Below are 16,886 nucleotides of genomic sequence, written 5' to 3'. Positions count from 1 at the left end.
GCCGACAGACCGCCGCACTGCAACGCCGGTGCCTATTCCAGCGTGAAATCGAAACGGTAGGTGGCGGAGAGGCCAACCAGGAACTGGTTGCGGCTGCCGCCTTCGTTGACGATACTCGAATCCGCCGCCGGACCCATCAGCCGCTTGTATTCGGCAAAAGCGCTGGTTTCGAGTTTTTCGGTTGCCTGCCAGGTGATCGCAGCGCCTGCTCCGATGGAGTTCAGGCCGCCGGACGGCGTATATTTCGAATAGCCGGACTTTGCAGATTCCGATGAACTGACACCGTAATAGGCATCGAAATAATCGCTGGTGGCGGCCGACAGGCGCGGACCGGCGGAGACGCGGACATTATCGCTGACATCGACGAACCCATCTGCCGCGACATCAGCGACAAGGCCGTGATGACTGCGGATACCCTGGCGCAACTCGGCGCGGATGCGCAGCCAGTCGGTCGGATAGACCTCGGCAAAGCCGCCGAGTTCGCCGCCGAAGCGCACGGGATCAAGGCCCTTGAGATCGAACGAGGTATCGTCATCGCGTTCAAAAATCAGCTTGCCAACGACACCAGCGCGAAAGGCACCCTTGTCGACGAAGGCGAAGGCGGGATTGTCGTTGCGTGACGAAAATCGCACTGTGCTGCCAGCCCGGCCGAGCGAAATCAGCGGCGCGGCAGAGAAAAGGCGGTCAGACGAGCCGTCATATTTCGGCCCTATAAAACCGGTGGCGCCGACCTTCAGGTACCAGTCTCCGGACCAGAAATGCTGGCGCTCCTGCGCTTGGGCAGAAACGGAAGCGGCGAAAAACAGCCCGAGGGAAAGGGCAGACAAGGATCGGCTGAACACGTCGGAACTCCAGACACAAAAAACGGTTCGTTCCGGGCCTTATAGGCTTCGCCTCACTACCATCTCGTTAACCAGTAGATTTCAGCCTTTATTTTCCATGCGGGACTGCTGCTTCAGTGTGAATTATTATAAATTACAACTATTTAGATAAAACCGGAGTCAAATTCGCCGGGAACCACCGGCATCAAACCCGTCAGCGATCAGGACATCCGCGATTTCAGATAGGTGCTGGGCGAACTCCCGAGCATCCGCCGAAACATAGTGGTAAACGCTGCGATGTTTTCATAGCCGGCATCGAGCGCGACATTGGTCACCGGTTCGCCTTCGGCCAGACGCGGCAACGAGGCGAATATGCAGGCCTGCTGGCGCCAGGTGACGAAACTGACGCCGGTTTCAGCGCGAAACAACCGGGTAAAGGAGCGGCGGCTCATGCCCAGACCGCTTGCCCATTCGTCAATGCCGGCATTGGCGTCCGGTGATTTCAGGAAATGCCGGCAGAGACGGCCAAGCCGCGCGTCAACCGGAAACGGCAGCCCAAGCGGCCGCTCTGGCAGCTGGCTGATTTCGTCCAGCAAAAGCTCGATGATCAGCCGTTTACGGCGCGGGCTCAGCGGCTTCTCGTCCGACATGACCAGTTCTTCCATCAGGCTGCTTGCGAGCGGCGTCACTTCCAGCACACGCGGCTGATCGGCGGAAATGACCGAGAGATCCGCGTAGATGGAGTGCATTTCGACATCGCTGATCATCTCGCTGAAATGCTCGAGACCGGCAGGAATAAGCAACCCGTGACCGGGCGGGATCATCCAGCGTCCGCCTGCGGTATTGACCAGCACCACACCCCGGCGGGCACACCAAAGCTGCGTCTTGGTATGGCTGTGCGGCAGTCCGCGGGAGCCGGCCGGATAATGCCGCCCGAGGGCGGTAATGGGATCTTCGTTCGAATCGATCCACAGCAGGTTCTCACGATGGGTATCATCGCTTCCAGGGTCTCCCGATTTCATGTCGTTTTTCTGCATTTGGCCCACTCGCGAAAGAATGCGACCAGAGCACGAAAGCAGGCCATACTCAAGCGATGTAGAGACAGCGAATATTCATTTTACACTATACGTCCGGCGAGGAAGACAGCATGGCGAGCATCACATCACCCACAGGCATCAGCCCGGAGAAGACTGCGGTCTCCGTCATCGTGGCCGTCAGCTTCTGCCATATGCTGAACGATATCATGCAGTCGCTGCTGACATCGCTCTATCCGCTGCTGAAGGAGAACTATGCGCTTGATTTCGTGCAGATTGGCCTTCTGACCTTCGCATTTCAGGTCACGGCGTCACTGCTGCAGCCCGCAGTCGGCGTCGTCACCGACCGTTGGCCGATGCCGTTTTCGCTGCCAGCGGCGATGCTGTCGACCTGCGCTGGCCTGATCACTCTGGCCAATGCCCACCATTTCTATGTGCTCGTCATCGGCGCATGCCTGATCGGCATCGGTTCGGCGATCTTCCATCCCGAAGCATCCCGCGTCGCGCGGCTTGCTTCCGGTGGACGCCATGGGCTTGCCCAGTCATTTTTCCAGGTCGGCGGCAATACCGGCACGGCAATCGGCCCATTGCTGGCGGCCTTCATCGTCATTCCGCAGGGACAGGGCAGCTTGAGCTGGTTCTCGGTCATAGCGCTGACCGGCTTCATGGTTCTGTCCTGGGTCAGTGTCTGGTACACCCGCCATCGCCGCAGCACGGCCGGCCGCAAGCCGGTCAGCCGCACATTGCCGCTGCCGCGCAACCAGGTCATCTGGACGCTGATCGTTCTCGTCATCCTGACAGCGACGAAAAACGCCTATCTCTCCAGCCTGTCGAGCTATTTCACCTTCTTCACCATCGAGAAATTCGGCGTCGGCGTTCAGGAAGCGCAGATGCTGCTGTTCCTGTTCCTCGGCGCATCGGCTGCCGGTGTGATCTTCGGCGGGCCGATTGGTGACCGGTTTGGCGCACGCTTCGTCATCTGGTTCTCGATCCTCGGCGTCATTCCCTTCGCGCTGCTGCTGCCCTATGCCAACCTGTTCTGGACGGCGGCACTGGTGATTATCATCGGCTTCATCTTCTCCTCGGCGTTCTCGGCCATCGTGGTCTTTGCCCAGGAACTGGTGCCGGGCCGCGTCGGCCTGATCGCCGGCATGTTCTTCGGCTTCGCCTTCGGTTTCGGCGGCATCGGCGCTGCGGTCCTCGGTATCTTTGCCGATCGCAACGGTATCGAGTTCGTCTATACGCTTTGCTCTTACATGCCATTGCTCGGCCTTTTGACGATCTTCCTGCCGAAGCTTCCGAGCCACCGCTAGGATCAGAACGGCTTGAGAACGACCAAAAAGACGATCCCGAATATGGCCGCGAGCGTGAAAAGTCCGGAATACTTCAAGTAACCGGCCGGCTCGCGGTCTGGATCGGCCTGCAAACGTCGAAAACTCGCCGACAGGTTTCCATGCAGTGCCGACAGGATGATGACCAGAGCCAGCTTGGCGTGCAGCCAGGGCTGGCTGAACCAGTCCCCCTCCACCGCAACGACAATCCCAAACACCCAGGCAAGCCCCATCGCCGGCGAAGTCACACGGCTGTCCCAACGCTTGAGCGCTGCGACGACCTCCGTTTCACGCTCGATGCGCGGCCGCTTGGCGGACGCGAGCCATAACATCGCGGCCGACGACAGGACCATGCCCCCCATCCAGATGATGACGGCAGCGATATGTAGAGATTTGAACAGCAGATAACTCATGGATATTCCTCCTCAACCGGATCCATGAATGGCATCAAATGCTCGGCATTTCGAGATGCGGCAGGCAGCTGTGGTGTCGCAGCAAAGCACCACACAAGCATCGCGCGATGCGCTGAAATATTTCAACCAAAATACAACCCAGTGCATTCTATTGTAAGTATTCATCAAGCATTGAACGCTAAGGTTTGCCCCGGGGACTATCGGGGTGAATTGATGCGCAACATGTTAATTGCCGCTTCCACTGCGCTCGGCGTATCGATCGCGTCAGCGCCTGTGCATGCGGAAACGCTGAACCTGTTGATCTGGGAGTCCTATATCGACCAGAAAATCCTCGACCGCTGGACCGAAAAGACCGGCGTTGGCGTGCACCAAGTCTATTATGACAGCGGCGATGCACGCGACGAGGTGCTTTCGGATCCCGGCAGCAATATCGACATTGCCGTTATCGGCGAAAACGGAGCCGATCTGTTTGGCAAGCGCGGTGTGCTGGAGCTGCTGTCGGACAAGAACGTCGGATCGATGAAAGACTACAAGCCCGAGTGGACGTCCCGTTGCGCCGGCTACGGCATGCCCTATCTCTGGGGCACCATGGGCATCGTCTTCCGGTCCGACATGGTGAAGACCACGCCCACCTCCTGGAACGACCTGATGTCGCCAGCGGCCGAGCTGAAAAAACATATCGCCATGTATGACGATCATAACGAGGCCTTCGTTGCGCCGCTGGCCATGCTGGGAAAATCCATCAATGCCAATGATAACGAGACGCTGAAAGCCGCCTTTGAGGTCATGAAGAAGCAGGCACCGTTCGTTCTCACCTACGATTATGTGATCACCTCGATCCAGAACCCCGAACACGGCAAGAATATCTATATGGCACTGGCCTATAGCGGCGATCAACACGTGCTCAACGACAAGGCCGGCACGCCCGGCGTCTGGCACTACGCAGTTCCGAAGGAAGGCACCCTTTCCTGGCTCGATTGCATGGCAGTTACCACCGCATCCCCGCGCAAGGCGCTCGCATTGCAACTGGTTGACTTCATCGGCTCACCGCAAAGTGCGGCTGATAACGCCGAGGCCTTGATGATGCCGACCGCGAGTGAAAGGGCACTCGAGCTGATCCCTGCAGAGATGCAGTCCAATCAGGAAATATATCCGCCCGCCGACATCCTGGCCAAGAGCCAGTATCAGAAGGAATTGACGATCCAGTCGATACAGACGCGCCGGCGCATCATCAGCTCGATGGCAAACTTCCAGTGACACTTGGCAAACGCGCGTTTTTCCTGATCTTTCCGGTCGTCCTGGCAGGCTACCTGCTGGCCGCGCTCTCGGTGTATTTTGTGCAGGGACATTCGGTTCTCGCTCTGGAGCGGACCCGGCTTTCGCAACAGCTCGACCATATGGCCGCGTTGTTTCGCAATGAGGTCAGCCAGAGCCGGAGCTTTCTCTACTCGATCCTGGAAGGCAACGCTGTCCGCCTGTTCGTGTCGGAACCGGATGAGGCCTATCGCAACAACGCGCTTGGCCTGCGGTTGCAGCAGAGCGTCCGCTCGCTGTCTGACGATCCGAAGAAATTCATCTCCTTCGCCATCTTCAATCCCGACCTGACACCGGGGTATTACTTTGAGAACAGCGATGATCCGTTCGCCGAGATCGGTGCACCGCAATTTGCGCTGGCAAGCCGGCTTGCAGGCGGCAGCCAGTTGCGGGACTGGAGTTTTCTGCACGATGCCGAAACACGCCAGCTGATCGTCTACTCGGAATTCATCGACCCCGTCACCTTCAGCCGCCCGCTGCCGAGCGCCAAGGCGGATGCGCTGCTGGTACAGGTGGCGATCGAGCCGACACAATTCTTGAGCATGCAGCGTACCCTGCAGCAGGAATATGAAACAGCCGTCAGTTTCGAGACCGCGCCGCAACCGCAGCAGCCCGACAGCCTTTCCGCATCCGTTCGAATGGCGCCTTCCTTGTTTGCAACGCTGACGGTCCCGCCGTCCCACGGATCCGGCAATATGGGACAGCTGAAATTACTGCTGATTTTTGGCGCACTGGTGATGAGCTTTATCTCCGTCGGCCTGATGATCGCGCTGATCCGCCGGTTCATCACCAACCCGATCTCGGCTCTCGACCGGCAGGTGACGGCGGTGATGAGTGGTGAAAACGACGACATCAGGCAAACCGGTGCGGAAGGCGAGATCGGCCGGTTGACCGGCAATATCAAGCAATTGCATGATCAATCGCAGCGCGCGTTGAACCTGGTTCAGCAGGCATCCTGGACCGATACGCTGACCGGCATCAGCAATCGCGCCCATTTCAACCTGCTTGCCGCTGAGGTCATCGACAAGGTCAAGACGGAGGGTGACCATTGCAGCCTTCTGTTCATCGACATCGACCACTTCAAGTTCGTCAACGACAAATATGGCCATGAGGTCGGCGACGACCTGTTGAAAACGCTGGCGCTACGGATCGAGGCCGCCATCAGCGTGATCGTTGCGCGACGGCAGATGGCGCCGGCTGTCTTTGCCCGCCTGTCCGGTGACGAGTTTGCAGTTCTCGCACAATCGACACCGCGTGACGGCACGATCCGGGAAATGTGCGCCGCGATCCTTGCCTTGTTTTCCAACGGTTTCGAGGTGCGCGGCAAGTATTATCCCGTAACGGCCAGCATCGGCGTCGCCATCTGCCCGACGGATGCGACCAATCTTGCCGAGCTGATCTCCAATGCTGATGCGGCGATGTACCAGGCAAAGACCAACGGCAAGAACCGCTCTTCGCGTTTCTCGCGGGAATTGCAGGACAAGCGCAACCGCATCCGCCACATTCAGGAGGAACTGCGGCTGGTCGATCCCGACGAGCAGTTTCACCTCGTCTACATGCCAATCGTCGATCCCGGCGGTAAGGTGACCGGTTGCGAGGCGCTGTTGCGCTGGTTCTCACCAACGCTGGGCAACGTCACGCCCGACGAATTCGTGCCGATCGCCGAAAGCACCGGCCTGTTCACCAAAATCGACTGGTGGGTGATCAACCGGGCAATGTCGGAACACCACCGGCTGAAGCAGCTGTTCGGAGAGGACACCGTGCTTGCGATCAACATCTCGTCGGCGGAACTGCACTCCAAATCGATCAGCGATTATTTCTCCGATTGCGCGAAGCTGCACGGGATCGATCCGTGGACCATCGAAATCGAACTGACGGAAACCTACGCCGTCAAGCTTGGCGATCAGGTGCACCGGAACATCGAGACCCTGCGCGAGCGGGGCTTCCGTATCTCCATCGACGATTTCGGCGCCGGTTATACCTCCGTGCAGCAGATCATCGAATACACCGCAGACACCATCAAGCTCGACCGCGCATTGGTGCAAAACCTTGCCAAAGAGGGATCCTTGCCAGCTCTGAAGGCGATGGTCGCTCTCTGCCACGCGCAGGACATGACAGTTGTTGGCGAAGGGGTCGATACTGACGAGAAACTCGCGATGCTGACCGCGGCCGGTTGCGACCATTTCCAGGGCTACCTCATCAGCAAGCCGCTAGTACTGCCTGAACTGACCATCTGGGCATTGAGGCAGACGGTGAAAATTGCCAACCCTGCAGACGACTATCTGTCTTTCAACGATCACAGCCGCCATTCCGGAGCATCAAGCGCCTCCTGAAACGCCGGTATCGCCGGTGTTGTGCCGATTTCGCCTTGACCTTGGGCCGCCCTCGCCTTAACCGCACCTCAACACTGCGGATTGCGGGAGTAGGCGATGAAAGTTCTGTTGATCGGTTCGGGCGGGCGCGAACATGCGCTGGCATGGAAACTGGCGCAATCGCCACGCCTGACGGCCCTTTATGCCGCCCCCGGCAATCCAGGTATCGCCGAAGAGGCGACCATTGTGGATGTCGATACGGCCGACAACGCTGCCGTTCTTGCCTTCTGCCGCAAGAAAGCGATCGATTTCGTCGTTGTCGGCCCGGAAGCGCCACTGGTCGCTGGTCTGGCCGACACGTTGCGCGACGACGGCATCACTGTTTTCGGACCGTCAGCCGCTGCCGCCCAGCTTGAAGGCTCCAAGGGTTTTACCAAGGACATCTGCGCCAAATACAATATTCCGACCGGCGCTTATCAGCGCTTCACCTCCGCCGAGCCGGCCAAGGCGTATGTTCGTCAACAGGGCGCGCCGATCGTCATCAAGGCCGATGGGCTTGCAGCAGGCAAGGGCGTGACCGTTGCCATGACACTCGACGAAGCGCTTGACGCCGTCGACAGCTGCTTTTCCGGCATCTTTGGTGCGGCTGGAGCCGAAGTGGTGGTCGAGGCCTATCTCGACGGCGAGGAAGCGAGTTTCTTCTGCCTTTGCGACGGCAAAACCGCTCTGGCGCTGGCCTCGGCGCAGGATCACAAGCGCGTCGGTGACGGCGACACAGGCCCGAACACCGGCGGCATGGGTGCCTATTCTCCTGCCCCGGTGATGACGCCAGACATGGTCGAGCGCACCATGCGCGAGATCATCGAGCCGACGATTGCCGGCATGGCCGATAGCGGTCATCCTTTTACCGGCGTCCTCTTCGCCGGCCTGATGATCACCGCCAAAGGTCCGGAATTGATCGAGTACAATGTCCGCTTCGGCGATCCGGAATGCCAGGTTCTGATGATGCGGCTGAAGAGCGATCTGCTGCCGCTGCTTTACGCGGCCGCCACCGGCACGCTTGCCTCTGTCAGCGCCGAGTGGCGCGACGATGCAGCACTCACGGTGGTGATGGCGTCCAAGGGCTATCCGGGCGCGTATGAAAAGAACACCCCGATCGCCAGCCTTCCAGAGGCCGGTCCTGAAGCCAAGGTGTTTCATGCCGGAACAGCGGTCAAGGACGGCCAACTGGTTGCCACCGGCGGCCGGGTGCTCAACGTCACCGCGATGGGCAGCACCGTGAGCGCGGCCAAGGACAGCGCCTATGCGGCAGTTGACCGGGTGGAATGGGACAATGGCTTTTGCCGCCGCGATATTGGCTGGCAGGCGGTCGAGCGCGAAAAGGCCTGACGGGCCATCGCCGGCCAATCGGAAAACTCATTCAATTTTTACCAAATCTCCTGACGGGAACGTAACGGAGAACGGATATTTTCCTCTGACGATTTCAGAGGAGAAAGCCGATGCGCGCCCTTTTGTTTACACTCACAAGCCTGGTTGCGGCCAGCACAGCCGGCGCGTCTTCGCTCGAAAACATCATTTCCGGCGAGAAGGTCAACAGCAGTATCTCGCAACTGTCCTGTGGCCAGTGCCCGCCCTTGGTCGTCAAGAAAAAATCCAGCTACATCGTCCCTGACATTGCACCCGGCACTGAACGGGTGGAACTGAAGGAAATCAACGGCGAGATGAAGCTGGTGCGCACCGAAGCCTGGCTCGGCGGCTCTCCGGTCGTCTTCGTCAACAAGGCTTCCGACGCGGACATCAAGGCCGCGCAGGCAACCATACCGGCGCCCGTGCATCTGGCAACAGCGACGACAGGCGATGCGTTTCCGGTCGAAGCTCAGGCGACCGCGACCGTGAACATCATCGATAATTCTGCAAAAACGGCCGCCGTCACCACGGCATCGATGGCCGATATCGCTTCGGTAACGCCGCAAGACAGCCAGTCACAAGAAGTTGATCTCGAAAATTTCCAACTTCGGCTAAATTAACACTGAACTTCCTGTCCCTGCCCTAACCAGCCACACATAAAAGGCTGACCGGGCATTCGCCCTCCAGGCGAAAGATTGCGCCCCTGAGAGAAGCAGGGGCGCAATTTTTTGTGGGGCATCCCCCAATCTGCCGCCCTTGACATCAGCAGGCGTAATCCAGTCTGCTGGCAAGGTGGGACGCGTCCGGAAACATGCGCCAGCGGGGATATCATGGACGTCTTCAACATCGCCAAATCCATCGAGAAGTTGATCTTCGAGCTTCTGATGTGGCTGATCTTTTATCCCTACACCCTGTTCCGCGTCATCTTCCAGCCGGGATACATGCTCGACTATGCACGGCAGGAGACCTTGAAGGATGAGGATATCTCCTTCGACAGCGGCATGAAACCGTCGATCTTCCTGTTCCTTTCGATCGCAATCGCCGCCTTCTTCGCACCGCTTGCGCCGGCTGATCTCGCAACGCTGAAAGGCAGCCAGACCGGACAATATGTTACCGAATCCTGGATCAATCTGCTGTTCTTCCGAATGGTGATCTTTTCGATCTTCCCGATCACCTTCGCCCTGATCTACGATCTGATCACCCCGGGATCGGTGACCCGCAGCAGCCTGAGAATACCGTTCAACCAGCAATGTTATGTCTGCGCGCCGTTCACGCTGGTCACATCGATGACCTTCATTCTCTACCCGCACACCGGAAACATTGCTTATCTGCTGGCGTTCATCGCGGCTCAGATCTGGCTGCTCGCGTCGAATTTCTTCTTTTTCAAAGGGCAGGTCGGGAAATCAAACTGGGCGTCGGCGGGGATAACGGTCATGGCCTTTGCCGTCGCCTGGACCGCATTCTTAACCTTCACCAATCTCGCCCTGACATTCAAGGACTGAGCAAGCCGACGGCTTTTTGTGTGGCTTTCAACTGCCGGCGGCTACCATCAATTCTTCAATCTGGCGGTCGGAAAACACCTGGATGCCATTGGCCTTCAGAAGGGCTGCCGTCACGCCCTCCCCCGATTGACGGCGCCCCGAAAAGCTACCGTCATAGACGAAACCGGAGCCGCAGGATGGGCTGCCATCGATCAGCAAGGCATAGGCACATCCGGTCTCGAGCGCCAATGCCAGCGCATTGCGCGCCGCCTGCACGAACGCATCCGTAACATCGCCGCCGCTACTTTCGCGCACGTGGCCGACGCCTAAGAGAATGTCCGTTGCCGATTTTCCCGGCTCGATCTCCGCCGGAAGACGCGGCACCGGCATGCCGGCCGACATTTCCGGACAGATCGTCACCAGCCGCCCCTCCTGCCGCCAGCGATCGAGCGCCGGATGCACAAGCGGCTTCGCCTGCCCGTCATACCGGACGGCATGGCCCATGAGACAGGCGCTGACGAGGATTTTGGCCCTCATCGGCTCCTCCTCTTAGCCCGAAATCTTCGAGAAATCCGCAACCGTTCCCGTTGCTGCGCGGATCAGACCGAGCAGGGCCAGACGGTTGGCGCGGATGGCTGGGTCTTCGTCGTTGACCAGAACGTCGACGAAGAACTGGTCGACCGGGCCGCGCAGCATCGACAAGGCTTCCATGGCCGAGCGGAAGTCTTCACCTGTGATCGCAGCACTGGCCTCGGTGGAAGCCTGCGTCACAGCGGCATAGAGCGCCTTTTCGGCATCGAGCGTCAGCAGCGCCGGATCGACGGTTGCTGCGACCTGTGTGCCCTTCTTCTCCTCGGCGGCCAGCAACTGCGTGGCGCGCTTGGTGCCGGCGAGCAGGTTGAGGCCCTCTTCCGAGGTGACAAAGGCCGTCAGCGCTTCGACGCGGCGGGCAACCATCAACAGATCGTCGGCATCCGGCGTCAAAACGGCGTCGATCAGGTCATGGCGGGCGCCGAGATCGCGCAGGTAGACTTTGAGGCGGTCCTGGAAGAAGGCGACGAGGTCGCTATCCTTCACAACTGCTGACAGAGGCAGGCGGACCTTTCGCTCCAGCAGAATCCGCACGACACCCAGTGCCGCGCGCCTTAGCGCATAGGGGTCCTTTGATCCCGTCGGCTTCTCGTCGATGGCCCAGAAGCCGATCAATGTGTCCAGCTTGTCGGCAAGAGCAACCGTCAGGCCGACAGCATCGGCAGGCAGGCGGTCAGATGGGCCTTGCGGCTTCCAGTGATCTTCGACCGCAGCCGCGACCGAGGCATCCTCACCCTGCAGAACCGCATATTTGCGGCCCATGATGCCCTGCAGTTCCGGGAATTCACCGACGGCTTCGGTCCGCAGGTCGGCCTTCGCAAGAACGACGGCACGGTCGACCAGTTTCAGGTCCGCACCGGTCACCTTGGCCAGTTCCGCGGCCAGCGTGCGGATGCGCTGGACGCGCTCGCCTTGGCTGCCGAGCTTGGCATGGAAGGTGACGTTCAGGGCGTCGAGCTTGGCCATGCGCTGGTCGAGCGGTTTTTTCAGATCAAGATCAAACTTTTTGGCCGAGGCTTCCAGTGTTTCGAGGTCTGGTAGATTTCCCTGATCGCGGGTCCAGAAGTGCTTGGCGTCAGAGAGACGCGCGCGAACAACCTTGCCGTTGCCGTGGATGATTTCCTTGCCGCCGTCCTTTGCCTCGATATTGGCAACGAGGATGAACTTGTTCGACAGGGTTTCCTCGCCCGGACGGCGGGTGACGAAACACTTCTGGTTGGTCTTGATGGTCAGGCGGATGATTTCCGACGGGATGGCCAGATACTCTTCCTCGAACGAGCCCATCAGCACCTGCGGCCATTCGACAAGGCCGCAAACCTCTTCCAGCAGGCCTTCGTCCTCGACCAATTCAAGGCCGCTGGCAAAAGCGATGTTGGCGGCGTCGGCAGCGATGATCTGCTTACGACGCTCGGCATCGAGGATGACCTTGGCCTTTTCCAGCTTCTCGATGTAATCGGCAAAGCGGCGCACGGTGATGGCTTCCGGCGCATGGAAGCGGTGGCCATAGGTGACGTTCGACGCGGTGATGTCACCGACCGTAAACGGCACGACTTGGGTTTCCTCATGCTCCGGGCCGAACAGGCAGACGATCGACTGCAGCGGCCGCACCCAGCGCAGCGCGCCCGGCTTGGCGGAGGCTGCGCCCGAGCGCATCGGATTGCCCCAGGGGAAATTGCGAATGATGCCGGGCATCACCTCGGCGATGATTTCTTCTGCCGGACGGCCGGGCTTGACGATATGGGCGACATAGAAATCGCCCTTCTTCGGATCGCTATGCACATGCGCCTGATCGATCGAGGTGAGACCTGCACCGCGCAAAAAGCCTTCGATCGCCTTTTCATTGGCATCGGTGCGTGGGCCTTTGCGGTCTTCGCGCACATCGGCGGAGCGGGTCTTCAAGCCACGAATGTCGAGCGTCAGCCGGCGCGGCGTCCAGTATTCCCGCGCGCCCTCATAGGTCAGCCCCGCCTCGACCAGCGCATCGGTCAGAAGCTTCTTCAGATCACCGGCAGCCTTGCGCTGCATACGGGCCGGGATTTCCTCGGAGCGGAGTTCAAGCAGAAGATCGGGCATGGAATGGATGCTTTTCTAAGGGATCGATTGACTGCGGGGGATTTAGCAAGCCCGGCGGCAAAAGTCATCCATTCAATGGCGGAAAAGTCGGCGCTTACGCGGCATCACGGACTGGAATGCGTTCAATCTCGGCGCGTTTACGCTCCGCTTCGAGCTTCAAGTCGTAACTCACCTGCAAATTCATCCAGAGTTCCGGCGTGGTATCGAAGAATCTCGCGAGACGCAGCGCGGTATCGGAGGTCACGCCGGTCTTGCCGGTGACGATGCGTTCGATGCGGGTCCTTGGGACGTTCAGCTTCTTGGCAAGTGTTCCTGCACTCATATCCAGCGGATCAAGATAAAGATCCTTCAGGATTTCGCCCGGATGGATGGCAGGCAGACCGATATCATTCATCTGACAATCCCTACTCTCAATGATAATCGACGATTTCCACATCATCGGCACCGCCGTTCGACCACGCAAAGCAGATGCGCCATTGCTGGTTGATACGGATCGAGTACTGGCCTTCCCGATCTCCCAACAACTTCTCCAGCCGATTGCCCGGCGGCGAGCGCAAATCCTTCACATCGGACGCCGCATTCAACAGGACCAACAGTTGCTGCGTACGGCGAACGAGATCGACCGGAAATCCCTTTTTCACGCTACCGTCGGCCACGGACGGAGACAGCTTGCCCTTGAAAGAACGGATCACCACTCATCTCCAGAACCGTATCATATAATGATACATCAGGATCACTCCGTCAAGTATCATGAAATGATACAATTTACCGAGCCGCGGAGGAGGTGGAAGAATTACCACCCGCCTCCACCACCTCCGCCGCCACCGCCACCGGAGAAGCCGCCGCCAGTGGAGAAGCCGGAGGATGAGGAGCTGGGTGGCGGGGGCAGCGATGCGCTCATGGTGCTGGCCATCGAACCGGCAAAGCCGCCCATGCGATCCCCGAAGGAGCCTGCTGCAAAAGCGTTGCCGTTGTACCAGACCGGCTGGTAAACGGCGGCACCGGCGGCGGCGGCCAGAAACCAGCGATCAAAGGTTTCCGACCAGGGCTTTTCGACGCCGAGCGCCACGGCATAGGGCAACAGCTTTTCGAAATGCTGCGGCGACATGTCCGGTGCTCCGGCCATGTTCATCCGTTCTTTTTCCGCCAGGGTCAGATATTGCCTGAGACCATCGATGCCATCCATCATCTTCGAACCGATCGGTGTTGGGGCACCCATCAGATGGAAGAACAGCATGTTGACGAGCACAATGCCGCCGACGCCGATCAGCAGCGGAACCTGATGCTCGGTCAGCGCCATGCTGATGACCACAGCCAGAACGCTGAGCCCTGCTGCGACGATAAAGAAGGTCAGAAAGGCGGCGACAATCAATGAGCCGATGCGCGCAAACAGGCTACCCCGCCTGTTGAACAGCCGGCCGATGGCGACCGCAAACAACGAGATGAACACCGAAGCAACCACTGGCAAAATCACCAGTGCAACGGTCGCGCCATCAAGCAGGCCGAACATGAAAATGGCCAGCAGAAATAGCACAGAGATCGCAATGCCGCCAACCACATAGGCGGTGTTGGCATGGTAGTACTTGTTGCGATGTTCCTTTTCCATGGCGTTGCGGAAATCCGCTCCAGCCTTCTGCACCGCCGGACCGTTGGCCCTGTCGATCGTCAGTTCGCCACCGTTGCGCCGCACCGCCGCCAGGACGGTCGCCTCACCGGTCGGCAGCGAGGGCGGCTTTGCCTTGTTGGTGCGGGTAATCACCAGCGAATTCTTGAAGTCCTTCAGGACGACATACCCGCCGACGGCGAGATTAAGAGCGGCAGCGGAAAGGGCCGTCCAGCCCTGACCGGAAAAGCCCTTGTTATCGATATAGTTGACCAATGCCGGGGAGATCCCGTCCGGCGCGTCCCAGCGCGGTACGATGACGCCGCGGGCCGGATCGCGGCCGACCTTCAGCCACATGCGGGAATAATAGAGCCCGGCGATGATGAAGCCGGTGATGGCCAGGATCGGCGGCAGGTGGTCGTGGAACCACCAAGCTCTTTCCTGCGATACCGAGGGCGGATCGATGCTGCCCTTCGGCATTTTGACGGCAATGGTCAGCCCCTCGTTCGCTTCAAGGGGCTGTGTCGTGGTGAAGACCAGCCGGTCGCCGTCTTCGAGCGCACGGGCATTCTTGCCGGTCGCGCCTTGGGTGCCGGTAAAGACATCCAGCGCCTCTGCCTTGACGCCCGCCGGCAAGGCAACCGTGGCAGACGCTTCGTCGATCGGAAACGCCCATTGGTTCCCTGTCACGTTCCAGTAGAGTTCATCATGATCGGCAAAGAAGCGGATCTGGCGGGCCGTCTCATAGGTGAATTGGAAGGTGTGTTCACCATCCGGCAGGAACACATCCTTGTCGCCGGTATAGATCCGGATGCCACCGCTGATGCTTTCGGTGCGATACGGTTCCTCGGCACCGTCCCGCTCGACGGAGATCAGCTTGAAATCCACCTTGCCGACACGGCCGTCTGCGTCGGTTACGGTCAATGGAAAATCGCGGTAGATGCCGCGCTTGATGCGGTCTCCCTCGACATTGGCCGTAATCGTTTCGGTGACGCTCAGCACGCCGCTCTTGGCGACGTCGATGGCGGAGCGGTAGGAGGTGAACACTTCCTCTGCCCGCGCAAGTCCGCTCGCGGCGATCAGGATGGTGACGAAAAGGGAGAGCCATCCCAGCCCCGTGAGAACACGTTTCATGCGATCGATCCCTCCCGGCCCTGCCGCCGTATCTTCGTCCTGTTAAGGCCGGTCGCCCTCAAGCCCAACGCCGAGCGAAGCAAGTTCGTCAAAATAGCGCGGATAGGTCTTGGCGACGCAGCCGGGGTCGAGAATGGTGATACCGTTGATCTTCAACCCCGCCAGCGCGAAGCTCATGGCAATGCGGTGATCGGCGAATGTATCGATCTCGGCCGGTAGCGTCTGGCCGGCAAGCGCCGGATCGGAGGCGACCAGCAGGTCGTCGCCTTCCTCCATGCCAAGACCGGTGCGAATATTGGAAAGGCCGGTCGAAAGGGCGCGAATACGGTCGCATTCCTTGACACGCAGGTTCTCGATCCCGACGAAACGCACCGGCGTCTCGTTGAAGGCAGCAAGCACGGCAAGCGTTGGAATGGCGTCCTGCATCTGAGAGCCGTCGATGACGGCGGGCATATGCGGGAAGCTGGCGATGACGTCATAGGCTTTCGCATCCGGCTGCGAGAACGAGCCTGCTGCGACGCCAAGGTCGATCCGGCCGCCGGTCAGCACTTCCGCCGCCCAGAGATAGGTTGCAGCGGAGGCATCGGGCTCGATCAGATAATCCGTCGCGTGGTAACCGGTCGGGGCTACCTGCCAGATCGATGGGCTGACCTCGGTTACCTCGGCACCGAAGGCACGCATCGCGGCGACCGTGAGATCGATATAGCCGCGTGCACCGATCTCTTCGCCAGCAAGCTCGATATTGATCGGACGGGAAGCGCCGGCAGCGGCCATCAGCAGGGCGGATACGTACTGGCTGGAAAGGCCGGCATCGATGGTGACATGGTCCCTGGCGAAATCGCCGGTGCCTACGACTGTTACTGGCGGGCATCCGGTTTCGGCTTCCACTGTGACGCCGAGCGAACGCAGCGCGGTGACCAAAGGCGCAATCGGCCGCTTGCGCATATGCTGGTCGCCATCGACGACCACGGTGCCATCGACAAGGGCGGCAGCGGCCGTCAGGAAGCGCGTTGCGGTACCCGCGTTGCCAAGAAAGAGTGGCTTTTCGGGCGGCGAAAGTTTGCCGGAGCCGGTGACAATGAATGTCGTGTCGTCCGGCTCGGAAATGTCCACGCCCATGGCGCGCAGGGCATCGGCCATATAGCGGGTGTCGTCGCTCTTCAAAGCGCCGGTCAGCTTGCTGGTGCCCTTGGCGAGACCGGCCAGAAGCAGCGCCCGGTTGGTGATCGATTTCGAACCGGGCGGATTGACGCGACCTTCAAGCGGATGGCCGGGCGGCAGGATGGTCAATTTCTGGTCTGCGGCGTTCATGCTCTTGTCTCTTCATGCCTTCAGCACCGCCTGTCCGGGGCCGTGCGTGCTCTCTCGATTG

Annotated in this window: 15 protein-coding genes; 6 read left to right on the top strand and 9 right to left on the bottom strand. The window is 59.6% G+C overall.

What is annotated here, in order from left to right; genetic code table 11:
- Positions 1–32 precede the first annotated feature (32 nt).
- Positions 33–806, bottom strand: a complete 774-nt coding sequence (locus R6X40_RS08830) for a MipA/OmpV family protein (protein WP_412178361.1) — start codon at positions 804–806, stop codon at positions 33–35.
- Between the two features lie 236 nt (positions 807–1,042).
- Positions 1,043–1,843 (bottom strand): helix-turn-helix transcriptional regulator, encoded by an 801-nt coding sequence (locus R6X40_RS08825; RefSeq protein WP_318412736.1) that lies wholly within the window; start codon positions 1,841–1,843, stop codon positions 1,043–1,045.
- A 125-nt stretch (positions 1,844–1,968) separates the two neighbouring features.
- Between R6X40_RS08825 and R6X40_RS08820 the strand changes: the two genes are divergently transcribed.
- The gene (locus tag R6X40_RS08820) at positions 1,969–3,168 is read left to right on the top strand and encodes an MFS transporter (RefSeq protein ID WP_318412734.1); all 1,200 of its coding nucleotides are present in this window, start codon (positions 1,969–1,971) and stop codon (positions 3,166–3,168) included.
- Positions 3,169–3,170: 2 nt separating this feature from the next.
- Here the strand turns inward: R6X40_RS08820 and R6X40_RS08815 are convergent, their stop codons facing one another.
- Positions 3,171–3,599 carry a CopD family protein gene (locus R6X40_RS08815; RefSeq protein ID WP_318412733.1) on the bottom strand — a complete coding sequence of 143 codons (429 nt, stop codon included), beginning with the start codon at positions 3,597–3,599 and terminating at the stop codon, positions 3,171–3,173.
- A 213-nt stretch (positions 3,600–3,812) separates the two neighbouring features.
- Between R6X40_RS08815 and R6X40_RS08810 the strand changes: the two genes are divergently transcribed.
- From R6X40_RS08810 to R6X40_RS08790, 5 genes are all read left to right on the top strand, one after another.
- Entirely contained in the window at positions 3,813–4,856 is a 1,044-nt protein-coding gene (locus R6X40_RS08810) for a spermidine/putrescine ABC transporter substrate-binding protein (RefSeq protein WP_412178352.1), read from the top strand.
- A complete protein-coding gene (locus R6X40_RS08805) occupies positions 4,853–7,246 on the top strand; it encodes a bifunctional diguanylate cyclase/phosphodiesterase (RefSeq protein WP_318412732.1) in 2,394 nt (797 codons plus the stop codon). Before R6X40_RS08810 ends, R6X40_RS08805 begins: the two co-directional genes overlap by 4 nt.
- Before the next feature lie 96 nt (positions 7,247–7,342).
- Complete coding sequence (gene purD / locus R6X40_RS08800; RefSeq protein ID WP_318412730.1) at positions 7,343–8,614, top strand: phosphoribosylamine--glycine ligase; 1,272 nt, start codon at positions 7,343–7,345, stop codon at positions 8,612–8,614.
- Positions 8,615–8,724: 110 nt separating this feature from the next.
- Entirely contained in the window at positions 8,725–9,252 is a 528-nt protein-coding gene (locus tag R6X40_RS08795) for a plant virulence effector HPE1-like domain-containing protein (RefSeq protein ID WP_318412728.1), read from the top strand.
- Positions 9,253–9,462: 210 nt separating this feature from the next.
- The gene (locus tag R6X40_RS08790) at positions 9,463–10,134 is read left to right on the top strand and encodes a hypothetical protein (RefSeq protein WP_318412726.1); all 672 of its coding nucleotides are present in this window, start codon (positions 9,463–9,465) and stop codon (positions 10,132–10,134) included.
- Positions 10,135–10,161: 27 nt separating this feature from the next.
- On the opposite strand, the gene R6X40_RS08785 is transcribed toward R6X40_RS08790, so the two are convergent.
- From R6X40_RS08785 to R6X40_RS08760, 6 genes are all read right to left on the bottom strand, one after another.
- On the bottom strand, positions 10,162–10,650 hold the full coding sequence (locus R6X40_RS08785; protein WP_318412725.1) for a DUF523 domain-containing protein: 489 nt from the start codon (positions 10,648–10,650) through the stop codon (positions 10,162–10,164).
- A 12-nt stretch (positions 10,651–10,662) separates the two neighbouring features.
- Positions 10,663–12,777, bottom strand: a complete 2,115-nt coding sequence (gene glyS / locus R6X40_RS08780) for a glycine--tRNA ligase subunit beta (RefSeq protein WP_318412723.1) — start codon at positions 12,775–12,777, stop codon at positions 10,663–10,665.
- Positions 12,778–12,871: 94 nt separating this feature from the next.
- Complete coding sequence (locus R6X40_RS08775; protein WP_318412721.1) at positions 12,872–13,171, bottom strand: HigA family addiction module antitoxin; 300 nt, start codon at positions 13,169–13,171, stop codon at positions 12,872–12,874.
- A 16-nt stretch (positions 13,172–13,187) separates the two neighbouring features.
- Positions 13,188–13,469: a type II toxin-antitoxin system RelE/ParE family toxin gene (locus R6X40_RS08770; RefSeq protein ID WP_318412720.1), complete on the bottom strand. Its 282-nt coding sequence runs from the start codon at positions 13,467–13,469 to the stop codon at positions 13,188–13,190.
- Between the two features lie 101 nt (positions 13,470–13,570).
- On the bottom strand, positions 13,571–15,514 hold the full coding sequence (locus tag R6X40_RS08765; protein WP_318412718.1) for a DUF2207 domain-containing protein: 1,944 nt from the start codon (positions 15,512–15,514) through the stop codon (positions 13,571–13,573).
- Positions 15,515–15,556: 42 nt separating this feature from the next.
- Entirely contained in the window at positions 15,557–16,825 is a 1,269-nt protein-coding gene (locus R6X40_RS08760) for a 3-phosphoshikimate 1-carboxyvinyltransferase (RefSeq protein WP_318412715.1), read from the bottom strand.
- Between the last annotated feature and the right edge of the window lie 61 nt (positions 16,826–16,886).

This window comes from Rhizobium sp. PL01 (assembly GCF_033447125.1).
In the GTDB taxonomy this organism is placed as follows: Bacteria; Pseudomonadota; Alphaproteobacteria; order Rhizobiales; family Rhizobiaceae; genus Pararhizobium.
The sequence above is the reverse complement of the archived record's forward strand: the minus strand, read 5'-3'. Positions and strand labels throughout refer to the sequence as shown.

What these genes read in the sequence shown, in the direction of transcription:
- R6X40_RS08765 (WP_318412718.1), bottom strand. Translation starts at nt 15,514, where the DNA reads ATGAAACGTGTTCTCACGGGGCTGGGATGGCTCTCCCTTTTCGTCACC.
- purD (WP_318412730.1), top strand. Translation starts at nt 7,343, where the DNA reads ATGAAAGTTCTGTTGATCGGTTCGGGCGGGCGCGAACATGCGCTGGCA.
- R6X40_RS08790 (WP_318412726.1), top strand. Translation starts at nt 9,463, where the DNA reads ATGGACGTCTTCAACATCGCCAAATCCATCGAGAAGTTGATCTTCGAG.
- R6X40_RS08795 (WP_318412728.1), top strand. Translation starts at nt 8,725, where the DNA reads ATGCGCGCCCTTTTGTTTACACTCACAAGCCTGGTTGCGGCCAGCACA.
- R6X40_RS08815 (WP_318412733.1), bottom strand. Translation starts at nt 3,599, where the DNA reads ATGAGTTATCTGCTGTTCAAATCTCTACATATCGCTGCCGTCATCATC.
- R6X40_RS08825 (WP_318412736.1), bottom strand. Translation starts at nt 1,843, where the DNA reads ATGAAATCGGGAGACCCTGGAAGCGATGATACCCATCGTGAGAACCTG.
- R6X40_RS08775 (WP_318412721.1), bottom strand. Translation starts at nt 13,171, where the DNA reads ATGAATGATATCGGTCTGCCTGCCATCCATCCGGGCGAAATCCTGAAG.
- R6X40_RS08820 (WP_318412734.1), top strand. Translation starts at nt 1,969, where the DNA reads ATGGCGAGCATCACATCACCCACAGGCATCAGCCCGGAGAAGACTGCG.
- glyS (WP_318412723.1), bottom strand. Translation starts at nt 12,777, where the DNA reads ATGCCCGATCTTCTGCTTGAACTCCGCTCCGAGGAAATCCCGGCCCGT.
- R6X40_RS08810 (WP_412178352.1), top strand. Translation starts at nt 3,813, where the DNA reads ATGCGCAACATGTTAATTGCCGCTTCCACTGCGCTCGGCGTATCGATC.
- R6X40_RS08785 (WP_318412725.1), bottom strand. Translation starts at nt 10,650, where the DNA reads ATGAGGGCCAAAATCCTCGTCAGCGCCTGTCTCATGGGCCATGCCGTC.
- R6X40_RS08760 (WP_318412715.1), bottom strand. Translation starts at nt 16,825, where the DNA reads ATGAACGCCGCAGACCAGAAATTGACCATCCTGCCGCCCGGCCATCCG.